The organism is Marinobacter alkaliphilus (genome assembly GCF_055394375.1).
In genome coordinates this window covers 115,781-127,839 of sequence record NZ_AP043751.1, presented here as the reverse complement: position 1 = coordinate 127,839, position 12,059 = coordinate 115,781, and the positions used below count along the sequence as shown (strand labels likewise).

Genomic DNA, 12,059 nt, shown 5'->3' with positions numbered 1-12,059 from the left:
AATTGAGCTGATGAGAGTAGCAACATGAAAGAACGTCTCAACAATGACTTTCAGTTTGTGGAAGTTGGGCGGGTAGACCCAAAGAAGGTGCCTGCCAAAAAGCGGAAGAAAGAATTCGGTGAGATCTATCACCCGTTTACCGAAACCCATGCAGCATCTCAGTCTCACCGCTGCCTGGCTTGCGGTAACCCCTATTGCGAGTGGAAATGCCCGGTACACAACTATATTCCGAACTGGCTGAAGCTGGTGTCTGAGGGCAACATCATGAAGGCCGTGGAGTTGTGCCACCAGACCAACTCCCTGCCGGAAGTGTGCGGCAGGGTGTGCCCACAGGATCGCCTGTGTGAAGGTGCCTGTACCCTGAACGATGGCTACGGCGCGGTAACCATCGGTTCGGTGGAAAAATACATTACCGACACGGCCTTCGCGCTGGGTTGGAAGCCTGATATGTCCAATGTTAAATGGACAGACAAAAAAGTTGCCGTTATCGGCGCCGGGCCCGCTGGTCTCGGCTGTGCCGATATCCTGGTGCGTAATGGCGTCAAGGCGGTGGTTTTCGATCGTTACCCTGAAATTGGCGGCCTGCTGACCTTCGGTATTCCCGAGTTCAAGCTGGAAAAGTCCGTGATGTCCCGGCGCCGTAAGGTGTTCGAGGAGATGGGCGTGGAATTCCGTCTGAACACCGAGGTGGGTAAAGACGTCCAGTTGAAGAGCATCATGGAAGAATTCGATGCGGTGTTCATGGGCATGGGCACCTACACCTACATGAAAGGCGGCTTCCCGGGAGAAGAATTGCCGGGTGTTTATGATGCTCTGCCGTTCCTGATTTCCAACGTGAATCGCCGTCTTGGGTTCGAGAAAAAAGCGTCAGACTTCATCGATATGAAGGGTAAGCGCGTGGTGGTGCTGGGTGGTGGTGATACCGCCATGGACTGCAACCGTACGTCTATCCGTCAGCAGGCGGAGAGCGTTACCTGTGCCTACCGTCGGGACGAGGCCAACATGCCGGGGTCGCGCCGGGAAGTCGCAAACGCCAAGGAAGAAGGTGTGAAGTTCCTGTTTAACCGGCAGCCTATCGCCATCATCGGTGAAGACCGTGTTGAGGGCGTCAAGGTTGTGTCTACCCAGTTGGGAGAACCGGACGAAAATGGCCGTCGCCGCCCTGAAGTCGTGCCGGGCAGTGAGGAAGTCATTCCTGCGGATGCGGTGCTGGTGGCGTTTGGTTTCCGGCCGAGCCCCGCTGACTGGTTCGGTGAACACAAGGTGAACACCGATGATTCCGGTCGTGTTGCAGCGCCGGAGGAAGCCGAGTTCCCGTTCCAGACCAGCAACCCGAAGATCTTCGCCGGTGGCGATATGGTGCGCGGCTCAGATCTGGTGGTCACTGCCATCTGGGAAGGTCGCCAGGCTGCGGAAGGCATTCTGGACTACCTCGACGTATAACTCTGAGTTGATCAGAGTCAGAAGGGCGGCTTGCTACGGGTAAGCCGCCCTTTTTTATTCGTATAAACGGGGTATCATTGCTCCCCATTATCTCTGACTATTTACCGACGAGAACGGGATACCATATGACCGAGCTGAAGAATGACCGCTTCCTGCGCGCCCTGATGCGCCAGCCTGTAGACCGCACCCCGGTGTGGATGATGCGCCAGGCGGGCCGCTACCTGCCGGAGTACCGCGCAACCCGGGCAAAAGCCGGTGATTTTCTCAGCCTGTGCAAGAACACGCCGCTGGCCTGCGAAGTTACCCTGCAGCCGCTCGAGCGCTATCCGCTGGATGCTGCCATCCTGTTCTCCGATATTCTGACCATTCCTGATGCCCTGGGCCTGGGCCTGTATTTCGAAACCGGCGAAGGCCCGAAGTTCCGCAAGGTGATTCGCTCAGAAGCGGATGTAGACGCGTTGCCGAAAATGAATGCTGAGTCGGATCTGGACTACGTGATGAACGCCGTCTCTACCATCCGCCGCGAACTCAACGGCCGGGTACCGCTGATCGGTTTCTCCGGCAGCCCCTGGACCCTGGCCACGTACATGATTGAAGGGGGTTCCTCCAAGACCTTCTCTGAAGCCAAGAAACTGATGTACGGCCAGCCGGAGGTGATGCACCGCTTGCTGGACCACTTGGCGGACTCGGTGATTGATTACCTGAACGGTCAGATCAAGGCCGGTGCCCAGGCGGTACAGATTTTTGATACCTGGGGCGGTGTGCTGAGCAGCTGGGCCTATGACGAGTTCTCCCTGCGTTACATGAAGAAGATTGTGGATGGTCTGATTCGCGAGAGCGAGGGGCGTCGGGTGCCGGTGATTGTGTTCACCAAGAACGGTGGTCAGTGGCTGGAGTCCATTGCCGACTGTGGCGCCGACGCCGTGGGCCTGGACTGGACGACGGACATCGGCAATGCCCGCGCTCGCGTTGGCGATAAGGTGGCGTTGCAGGGCAATATGGACCCGGCCATGTTGTATGCGCCGAAGGCGCGGATTCGCCAGGAAGTGGCGGATATCCTGAAGCGTTATGGCTCGGGTTCCGGGCATATCTTCAACCTGGGGCATGGGATTACGCCGGATGTGGATCCGGAGCATGCCGGGGCCTTCATTGAGGCGGTTGTTGAGCTTAGCGGGCAGTATCACCAATAGGTTCGAGTTTGTGCTTTGTTTACTCCTAGCCTGCGGGCTGTGGAGTAGGCAGGGTGGCGATAGGGCCTCCAAAAAAACGCTACGAGCTCATCCCTGAGCGCTTCGCTCCGGCCATCCATGGCCTCCGAGATTTTTTGGAGGCCCTATCGCCACCCTGCAGTCCAACGTTTCGGGAATATCTTAAGCCCTCGGGAGCGAAGCTCTCGTTAACCACTCCACGCTGTACTCCCTTTTATGTCCGGTCTATAGTCATAGAGAGTAATGACCGTCGAGCCGGAGCTGCCCCTTGTCTACCAAAACTTCCGAAAAACGCCGTTTCCATCGAATCAGTTTCGATGCGCCCTGTGAGCTGCATTGTCAGGACCAGGTGTGGTCAACCGAGGTGTTGGATATTTCCCTGAAGGGCGTTTTGGTCCAGCGGCCGGAAGGTTGGAAGGTTCCGCTGAACAAGCCTTGTGAGGTGGTGATTCACCTGAATGAACATGAAGCCGCGATTGTGATGGCGGTGGAGTTGAAGCACGTGGAGGATCATCGGTTGGGATTTCGGTGTCAGTATATTGATCTTGAAAGTGCCACGCATTTGAAGCGGCTGGTTGAGTTAAATCTTGGGGATCAGGCGCTGTTGGAGCGGGAGTTTGCGCATCTGATTGACTGACGATGGCGCGCTGAGGCTTTTCGTTTGAAGTGCGGATTGCACTGAGGATAGATAGGGCAGTGTTGGAGCGCCTTTCAAAAAATCTCGGAGGCCATGGATGGCCGGAGCGAAGCGCACATGGATGTGCTCGTAGCGTTTTTTTGAAAGGCGCTCCAACACTGCCCTAACTCTGGAGCCAGAAGGCTCGGGGCCGTAAACTAAAGCTCCTCCAAAGCCGAAAGGGCATCGGAAAGCTTGGTCACCGGAATGACCTTCATGCCTTCCACAGGCTTGCGCGGAACGTTAGCCTTGGGAACCAAAGCCCGAGTGAAGCCGTGCTTGGCTGCCTCGTAAATCCGCTCCTGGCCATTCGGCACCGGCCGAATCTCGCCAGACAGGCCTACTTCTCCGAAAATCACCAGATCCTGGGGCAACGCCCGATTCCGGAACGATGACACCACCGCTGACAACAGAGCAAGGTCCGCGCTGGTTTCGTTGACCTTCACACCCGCTACCACGTTCACGAACACATCCTGATCGGCCACATGCATACCGCCATGACGATGTAACACCGCCAGAAGCATCGCCAACCGGTTCTGGTCGGTACCCACGGCTACCCGCCTCGGATAGCTGCCCTGAGCCATGTCCACCAGTGCCTGGATTTCCACCAGCATGGGCCGGGTGCCTTCCCAGACCACCATCACCACACTGCCGGGAGCCGCCTCTTCGCCCCGGTTCAGGAAAATGGCGCTGGGGTTTTTCACTTCCTTCAGGCCTTGTTCCAGCATCGCAAACACGCCCAGCTCGTTTACCGCGCCGAAACGGTTCTTGATGCCCCGCAGGGTGCGGTAGCGGCTGTCGCTGGAGCCTTCCAGCAGGATGGAGCAATCGATCATGTGCTCCAGCACCTTCGGTCCGGCCAGGCTGCCGTCTTTGGTAACGTGGCCAACCAATAGCAGGATGGTGCCGGTTTGCTTGGCAAAGCGGGTGAGGAAGGCAGCGCTCTCCCGCACCTGGGAGACTGAACCCGGGGCGGATTCGATATCGGCCACGTGCATCACCTGGATACTGTCGATCACCAGAATGCGCGGCTTCTCCATTTCCGCCACCTGCATCAACCGCTCCACGGAGGTTTCCGAGAGCATTTTCAGGTCTTTGGTGGGCAAACCAAGGCGTTTGGCGCGCATGGCGACCTGTTGCAGGGATTCCTCGCCAGTGACATACAGGGCTGAGTGTTGCTCGGCCAACTGGCAGACCGCCTGAAGTAGCAGGGTGCTTTTGCCCGCGCCGGGGTGGCCGCCCATCAAGACTGCCGAGCCTTCCACTAACCCGCCGCCCAGTACCCGGTCGAACTCCTGCATGCCGGTACTGATGCGGGCCTGTTCGGCCAGGCTGACTTCGTCCAGGCTTTTGACCTCGGAGAGGCTGCCCGCGTAGCCCTCAAAACGGGCGCTGCGGGCGCCCTTGCCGGGGCCGGAAACGCCGCGTACCTCGCTGATGGTATTCCAGGCCTGGCAAGCTGTGCACTGGCCTTGCCACTTGGAATAGTCTGCACCGCATTCGGTGCAGACATAGGCAGTTTTTGCTTTTGCCATCAGGCCAGCTTCTTGTACTTCATGCGCTTGGGCTGCATCGCTGATTCGCCCTTGCGCTTCTTGAAGTCGGCGTCGTAGTCGGTGAAGTTGCCTTCAAAATACACCACCTCGCCGTCATCTTCGAACGCCAGGATGTGGCTGGCGACGCGGTCCAGGAACCAGCGGTCGTGCGAGATGATCAGTGCGGAGCCGGGGAAGTTCAGGATGGCTTCTTCCAGGGCACGCAAGGTCTCCACGTCCAGATCGTTGGTGGGTTCGTCCAGCAGCAACACGTTGCCACCTTGCTTTAACAGCTTGGCCAGATGCAGGCGGTTACGTTCACCGCCGGAGAGGTCGCCTACTCGTTTTTGCTGGTCGGTGCCCTTGAAGTTAAAGCGGCCAACGTAAGCGCGGGAAGGTGTTTCGTAGTTGCCGACCTTGATGATGTCGTTGCCGTCGGACAGTTCTTCCCACACGGTCTTGCTGCCGTCCAGGTCGCGCATCTGATCTACGTAAGCGAGCTCAACGGTTTCGCCCACAGTGATGGTGCCGGAGTTTGGTTGGTCCATACCGGCAATCATTTTGAACAGCGTGGATTTACCAGCACCGTTACCACCGATGATACCGACAATGGCGCCCGGGGGTACGCTGAAAGACACGTTTTCATAAAGCAGGCGATCATCGAAAGCCTTGCTGATGCCTTCCACTTCGATCACTTTGCCACCCAGGCGCGGTCCAGGCGGGATATACAGTTCGTTGGTTTCGTTGCGCTTCTGGAATTCCTGAGAGCTCATCTCTTCGAAGCGAGCCAGGCGAGCCTTGCTCTTGGACTGACGGCCCTTGGCGTTGGAGCGCACCCACTCAAGTTCCTGCTTGATGGCTTTCTGGTGCGAGGCTTCCTGTTTGGATTCCATCTCCAGGCGCTTCTCTTTGTTCTCCAGCCACTGGCTGTAGTTGCCCTCGAACGGAATGCCGTGGCCTCGGTCCAGCTCCAGAATCCAGCCAGCGACGTTGTCGAGGAAGTAACGGTCGTGGGTGATAGCGACCACAGTGCCGTCGTAATCGTGCAGGAAGCGCTCCAGCCAGGCCACGGATTCCGCGTCCAGATGGTTGGTGGGTTCGTCCAGAAGTAACATGTCTGGGCCGGAAAGCAACAGGCGGCATAGGGCGACACGGCGGCGCTCACCACCGGACAGTACTTTGACTTTCTGGTCCCAGGCTGGCAGGCGCAGGGCGTCTGCGGCCACTTCCATCTTGCGCTCGATATCGTGCCCGTCAGTGGCCTGGATGATGGCTTCCAACTCGCCCTGCTTCTTGGCCAGGGCGTCGAAATCGGCATCCGGCTCTGCGTACGCGGCGTATACCTGGTCCAGTTCGGCCAGGGCGTTGTGCACGTGGGCAACGGATTCGTCGACGATTTCCTTGACGGTTTTTTCTTCGTCCAGCTCCGGCTCCTGGGGCAGGTAGCCCACATTGATGCCGGGCTGGGGCCGGGCTTCGCCGATGTAATCCTGGTCGACACCCGCCATAATACGGAGCAGGGTGGATTTACCAGAGCCGTTCAGGCCCAGCACGCCGATTTTGGCGCCCGGGAAGAAGCTCAGGGAAATGTCTTTCAGAATCTCCCGCTTGGGTGGTACCACCTTGCCCACGCGGTTCATGGTGTATACGTACTGGGCCATATTGGCAGAATCCTTATCCGAAATTCGCGTAGATAACAGAAAACACGACAGGTGTCTGGCTAAGGCCTTCGGGGTGGGCGATTCGGGATCCTCAAAAACAGGGATGTTTTTGCGGAGCGTACAGGGACGTATTCACAGCGTATCCCGAATCGCCCACCCCGAAGGCCGTCACTGCCAAAGTCGACACCATTGAATGTTGATCGGCTAAGGTATCTAAACCTATCCGGGATAGCAATTGAGTGAAAATCGGGATCCTCGCTGTGCCGGTATCTGCGGACGGCATAAAGGATGATTTTTAACCCGCTTTCGGGATAGAATAGCGGCCCAATTTTTCAGGGGTTACGGCATGCACAGAGGCAGCGCCGGGCCAGCCATACAGACAGGGGCAGCACATCCATGTTTAATCGTGATATGAAAATCGCCGGTTTCGATGATGAACTCTGGAACGCCATGCAGGCGGAGGAGAAACGTCAGGAAGCGCACATCGAACTGATCGCTTCTGAAAACTACACCAGCCCGCGGGTGATGGAAGCTCAGGGCAGTGTGCTGACCAACAAATACGCCGAGGGTTATCCCGGCAAGCGCTACTACGGTGGCTGTGAGTTTGTCGATATTGCCGAAGACCTGGCCATTGCCCGCGCCAAGGAACTGTTTGGTGCTGCCTACGCTAACGTGCAGCCGCACTCTGGCTCCCAGGCCAACTCTGCCGTGTTCATGGCCTTGCTCAAGCCGGGCGATACCGTTCTGGGCATGAGCCTGGCGCACGGTGGCCACCTGACTCATGGTGCCAGCGTCAACTTCTCCGGCAAGATCTATAACGCTGTTCAGTACGGTATCAACACGGACACCGGCCTGCTGGACTACGACGAAATCGAGGCCCTGGCCGTTGAGCACAAGCCCAAGATGATTATTGCCGGCTTCTCTGCCTACTCCCAGGAGCTGGACTTTGCCCGTTTCCGCGCCATTGCGGATAAAGTGGGTGCTTACCTGTTTGTGGATATGGCCCACGTGGCCGGTCTGGTGGCTGCGGGCGTGTATCCGGACCCGGTTCCGCACGCCCACGTAGTGGCAACCACCACTCACAAAACCCTGCGAGGCCCTCGCGGTGGCCTGATCCTGGCCTGTGATGATGAAGATCTGCAGAAGAAACTGAACTCTGCCGTCTTTCCGGGTGGCCAGGGTGGCCCACTGATGCACGTGATTGCGGCCAAGGCGGTGTGCTTTAAAGAAGCCATGAGCGACGAATTCAAGGCTTACCAGCAGCAGGTGGTGAAGAACGCTGCGGCCATGGCCGAGGTGTTTGTTGAACGTGGTTTTGACGTGGTTTCCGGTGGTACCAAGAACCACCTGTTCCTGGTCAGTCTGATCAAGCAGGACATTACCGGTAAAGACGCTGACGCCGCTTTGGGCAAAGCGCACATCACGGTGAACAAGAACGCGGTGCCGAATGATCCTCGCTCACCGTTTGTGACCTCCGGTCTGCGTATTGGTACCCCGGCTGTCACCACTCGTGGTTTCAAGGAAGCGGAGTGCCGTGATCTGGCTGGCTGGATGTGTGACATCCTCGATAATCTTGAAGACGAAGCAACCATCAGCCGGGTGCGTGAGCAGGTAGAGGCTGTTTGTGGCCGCTTCCCGGTATACGGCTGAGCCCTAGCGTAACAAGACTGCCCGGGTGTCTCCTCAGGGAGAACCCGGGTTCTTCCTTTCCGGAGCATCTGAATTATGCATTGTCCTTTCTGTGGTGAAGCCGATACCAAGGTGATTGATTCGCGCCTGGTGGCTGAAGGTGATCAGGTTCGCCGCCGCAGGGAGTGTTTGTCCTGCCGCGAGCGGTTCACTACGTTCGAAAACGCCGAGCTGGTGATGCCGCGCGTGGTCAAGCAGGATGGCACCCGCCAGCCGTTTGACGAAGAAAAGCTGCGGGCAGGCCTGATGAAGGCGTTGGAAAAACGGCCGGTCAGCATCGAGGAAATCGACGCTGCCCTGAATCGCATCAAGTATCGGTTGCGCTCTACCGGCGAGCGCGAAGTGAAATCGATGCAATTGGGCGAGGAAGTCATGACCGAGTTGCGTCAGCTAGACAAGGTGGCCTACGTTCGCTTTGCGTCGGTGTATCGCAGCTTTCAGGACATCAATGAGTTCAAGGAAGAGATTGAACGACTGTCTCAGGGCAATGGTGAAACTGCGGCGGATGTGGCAAGGGCTTTGGCCGACAAGCAGTCCGGAAAAGGCAAGGCATGATTGCAGACCGTGACAGGGCGATGATGGCCCGGGCCATTCAGTTGGCCTGGCGTGGTCGCTACTCTACCCACCCCAACCCCCGGGTTGGTTGCGTGATTGCCAAGGGCAACCGCATCGTCGGGGAAGGCTGGCACGAACGTGCCGGTGAGGCTCACGCAGAAGTTCGCGCTCTGAGCCAGGCAGGACAGGATGCCCGTGGGGCGATCGCGTATGTCACCCTTGAGCCCTGTAGCCACTACGGCCGAACGCCACCTTGTGCCAGGGCGCTGATTGATGCCGGTGTGGCGCAGGTATTTGCCGCGACCACAGATCCCAATCCGTCAGTCTCTGGCCGGGGGCTGGACATGCTCCGGGATGCCGGCATCAAGGTGACCGAGGGTTTGATGGCGGATCAAGCGGTTCGCCTGAATCCGGGCTTTATGAAACGCATGAATACAGGCCGGCCCTGGGTTCGCCTGAAAATGGCCGCCAGCCTGGATGGACGCACCGCCATGGCCTCTGGCGAAAGCCAGTGGATCACCGGGCCTGAAGCCCGAAGAGACGTGCAGCGGCTGCGCGCCATCAGTGATGCTATTCTGACCGGAGTAGGCACGGTTCTGGCTGACGATCCATCGTTGACGGTCCGTCGGGATGAAATGGGGGAGATTGGGGATGCTACGGACCCCTCACGTCAGCCTCTGCGGGTTATTGCTGACCGGGACGCGCGTACACCGGCGACGGCGCGTATCCTGCAGGGGGGCAATGTTCAGGTGTTTTGTGCCAGTTCGGCGCTGGCATCGGCACCGGCGCAGGATCTGGCCGCGTTGGGCGTTAGCCTGACCGGTGTGGCTTGGAAAGATAATGGTGTTGACCTTGCGGAACTGCTGGATGCCCTGGGCGAGCTTGGTATCAACGAATTATTGGTAGAGGCGGGGCCAACCCTGGCCGGAACGTTCATTCGGGAAAACCTTGTGGATGAACTCTGGCTGTATCAGGCGCCGGTATTTCTGGGCAGCACGGGGCGACCAACCGCTCATCTGCCGCTTGAAACAATGGCTGACAAGGTGCAATGGAAAGTGCTGGATCGGCGTCAGGTGGGTGAGGATCAGAGGCTGATCCTGGCCCGCCGCTAATCATTCAATTCATTCCCTTCGGTCGCAGTAGGTGCGGCCTGGGTGACAGGGTGCAGAACCGTATGGCACTGAACAGCATTGAAGAGATCATCGAAGACATCCGTCAGGGCAAAATGGTGATCCTGATGGACGATGAGGATCGCGAGAACGAGGGCGATCTGGTCATGGCTGCCGAACATTGTACGCCGGAAGCGATCAATTTCATGGCTCGCTTCGGCCGGGGCCTGATCTGTATGCCGATGACCCGCGACCGTTGTGAGCAGCTTGGTTTACCGTTGATGGTGCAACAGAACGCCTCCGGTTTTGGTACCAAGTTCACACTGTCTATTGAGGCACGCGAAGGTGTGACCACCGGTATCTCTGCGGCTGATCGCGCCCGCACGGTACAAGCGGCGGTTGCCCGCAACGCCAAAGCATCAGACCTGGTTCAGCCGGGCCACATCTTCCCGTTGATGTCTGATCCCGGCGGCGTATTGAGCCGGGCCGGACACACCGAAGCCTCCTGTGACCTGGCGGCTCTTGCAGGGTGTGAGCCTGCCGGTGTGATCTGTGAAATCATGAATGACGACGGTTCCATGGCGCGCCGCGAAGACCTGGAAAAGTTTGCAGAAGAACATGACCTGAAAATCGGCACCATCGCAGACCTGATTCACTACCGCACCATGAATGAAAAAACCGTGGAGTGCGTGGAAGAGCACGATCTGGATACCGAGTATGGGCTTTTCAAGTTGCGTACCTATCGAGACAACATTCAGGGTGCTACCCACCTGGCCATGGTGATGGGCGATATTGCCCCTGAAGAGCCCGTGTTTGTGCGCGTGCACATCACCGATACCCTCCGGGATCTGCTGGGTGCGCGCCGCAAGGATTCGCGCAGTTGGCCGTTGCACCATGCCCTTGAAAAAGTGGCTGAGGAAGGGCGTGGCGTTGTGGTGTTGCTGAACAGCGCCGAAGACAGCTACAACCTGGAAGACCGAATTCAGGAATTCTATGACGAGGGCACGGCGTCTGCCGGGAAGGGCAGTTCTGGCGTGTACTTCACCGTCGGAACCGGCTCCCAGATTCTGCGGGATATCGGCGTAGGCAAAATGCGCCTGTTGAGCCCGCCGGTAAAATTCTCCGCTATTTCCGGTTTCGATCTGGAAGTTGTGGAATACGTACCCTACACCCCCGAATGATAAACCCGGCTGCGGCGCTGAGTGCCGTAGCTCGCGAAGGAGCCCAAGATGGCAGATATCAAAGTAATTGAAGGTGATTTTACCCAGTGCAGCGGTCGTTACGCTCTAGTGGTTGGCCGGTTTAACGGTTTTGTGGTTGAAAGCCTGGTAGACGGGGCTGTAGACACTCTGTTGCGTCACGGTATTTCCAAAGACGACATCGCCATCATCCGGGTACCGGGTGCCTATGAAATGCCACTGGCGGTCAAGCGCGTGGCGGAAACCTCCGATTACGACGCGATCATCGCCCTGGGTGCGGTTATTCGTGGTGGTACGCCGCACTTCGAATACGTCGCCGGTGAAGCCTCCAGTGGTTTGGGCGCTGTCAGCCTGGAAACTGACGTACCGGTTACCTTTGGTGTATTGACCGTCGATTCGATCGAACAGGCCATTGAGCGCTCCGGCACCAAGGCCGGCAATAAAGGTGCGGAAGCGGCCATTACTGCCCTGGAAATGGTCAGTCTGTTCAAAAAGTTGGGTGAGTAATGAACGAAGCGGGTGATACCTCCCCCCAGCCGGGGAAAACCGGCCAGCCCAAGGCTGGTGATCGTCGCAGGGCAAGGGCCCTTGCCATGCAGGGCCTGTACCAGCGGCACTTCAGCAAAACGCCGATCTCTGACATTGAAGCCGAGTTCATGGTTGATAATGACATGAGCAAAGTGGACGTCATGTATTTCCGCGATCTGTTGCGGGGCATCCATCGGGAACAAGCCGAGCTGGACAAACTGATCGAGCCTTTCCTTGATCGGCCCCTGAAAGAGGTGGACCCGGTTGAGCTGGCGATTGTCCGCCTGGGCACCTACGAGCTGAAGCATCGGATTGATGTTCCCTACAAGGTGGTGATTAACGAAGGCATTGAGATGGCCAAGCGTTTCGGCGGTACCGAAGGCCACAAGTTTGTGAACAGTATTCTGGATAAACTGAGCCAACGCCTGCGTCTGGCAGAGACTCGCCCGCGTTGAT

Annotated in this window: 11 protein-coding genes; 9 read left to right on the top strand and 2 right to left on the bottom strand. The window is 57.8% G+C overall.

Annotated features, from left to right (window positions below; genetic code table 11):
• The first annotated feature begins 24 nt into the window (after positions 1 to 24).
• The 3 genes from ACZ5Q2_RS00615 to ACZ5Q2_RS00605 all read left to right on the top strand — a co-directional run bounded on the left by ACZ5Q2_RS00615 (position 25) and on the right by ACZ5Q2_RS00605 (position 3,288).
• The gene (locus ACZ5Q2_RS00615; RefSeq protein ID WP_058091270.1) at positions 25 to 1,443 is read left to right on the top strand and encodes an FAD-dependent oxidoreductase; all 1,419 of its coding nucleotides are present in this window, start codon (positions 25 to 27) and stop codon (positions 1,441 to 1,443) included.
• A 125-nt stretch (positions 1,444 to 1,568) separates the two neighbouring features.
• Positions 1,569 to 2,633, top strand: a complete 1,065-nt coding sequence (hemE, locus tag ACZ5Q2_RS00610; RefSeq protein WP_061332379.1) for a uroporphyrinogen decarboxylase — start codon at positions 1,569 to 1,571, stop codon at positions 2,631 to 2,633.
• 286 nt (positions 2,634 to 2,919) lie between these two features.
• Positions 2,920 to 3,288: a PilZ domain-containing protein gene (locus tag ACZ5Q2_RS00605; RefSeq protein WP_058091272.1), complete on the top strand. Its 369-nt coding sequence runs from the start codon at positions 2,920 to 2,922 to the stop codon at positions 3,286 to 3,288.
• Between the two features lie 197 nt (positions 3,289 to 3,485).
• Here ACZ5Q2_RS00605 and radA read toward each other — a convergent pair whose 3' ends face one another.
• The gene (gene radA / locus ACZ5Q2_RS00600) at positions 3,486 to 4,862 is read right to left on the bottom strand and encodes a DNA repair protein RadA (protein WP_061332378.1); all 1,377 of its coding nucleotides are present in this window, start codon (positions 4,860 to 4,862) and stop codon (positions 3,486 to 3,488) included.
• Positions 4,862 to 6,523, bottom strand: coding sequence for an energy-dependent translational throttle protein EttA (ettA, locus tag ACZ5Q2_RS00595; protein ID WP_061332377.1), 1,662 nt, complete (start codon positions 6,521 to 6,523; stop codon positions 4,862 to 4,864). The genes radA and ettA overlap by 1 nt, the downstream gene beginning before the upstream one ends.
• Positions 6,524 to 6,919: 396 nt before the next feature.
• Between ettA and glyA the strand changes: the two genes are divergently transcribed.
• The 6 genes from glyA (at position 6,920) to nusB (ending at position 12,058) form a co-directional block, all read left to right on the top strand.
• Positions 6,920 to 8,173, top strand: a complete 1,254-nt coding sequence (glyA, locus tag ACZ5Q2_RS00590; RefSeq protein WP_432210539.1) for a serine hydroxymethyltransferase — start codon at positions 6,920 to 6,922, stop codon at positions 8,171 to 8,173.
• A 75-nt stretch (positions 8,174 to 8,248) separates the two neighbouring features.
• A complete protein-coding gene (gene nrdR / locus ACZ5Q2_RS00585) occupies positions 8,249 to 8,767 on the top strand; it encodes a transcriptional regulator NrdR (protein WP_058091276.1) in 519 nt (172 codons plus the stop codon).
• Positions 8,764 to 9,879: a bifunctional diaminohydroxyphosphoribosylaminopyrimidine deaminase/5-amino-6-(5-phosphoribosylamino)uracil reductase RibD gene (gene ribD / locus ACZ5Q2_RS00580; RefSeq protein ID WP_058091277.1), complete on the top strand. Its 1,116-nt coding sequence runs from the start codon at positions 8,764 to 8,766 to the stop codon at positions 9,877 to 9,879. Before nrdR ends, ribD begins: the two co-directional genes overlap by 4 nt.
• A 62-nt stretch (positions 9,880 to 9,941) precedes the next feature.
• Entirely contained in the window at positions 9,942 to 11,057 is a 1,116-nt protein-coding gene (ribBA, locus tag ACZ5Q2_RS00575) for a bifunctional 3,4-dihydroxy-2-butanone-4-phosphate synthase/GTP cyclohydrolase II (RefSeq protein WP_058091278.1), read from the top strand.
• A gap of 48 nt (positions 11,058 to 11,105) precedes the next feature.
• Entirely contained in the window at positions 11,106 to 11,582 is a 477-nt protein-coding gene (ribH, locus tag ACZ5Q2_RS00570; protein WP_058091279.1) for a 6,7-dimethyl-8-ribityllumazine synthase, read from the top strand.
• Positions 11,582 to 12,058 carry a transcription antitermination factor NusB gene (gene nusB, locus ACZ5Q2_RS00565; RefSeq protein WP_058091280.1) on the top strand — a complete coding sequence of 159 codons (477 nt, stop codon included), beginning with the start codon at positions 11,582 to 11,584 and terminating at the stop codon, positions 12,056 to 12,058. Before ribH ends, nusB begins: the two co-directional genes overlap by 1 nt.
• The last annotated feature ends 1 nt before the right edge of the window (position 12,059 follow it).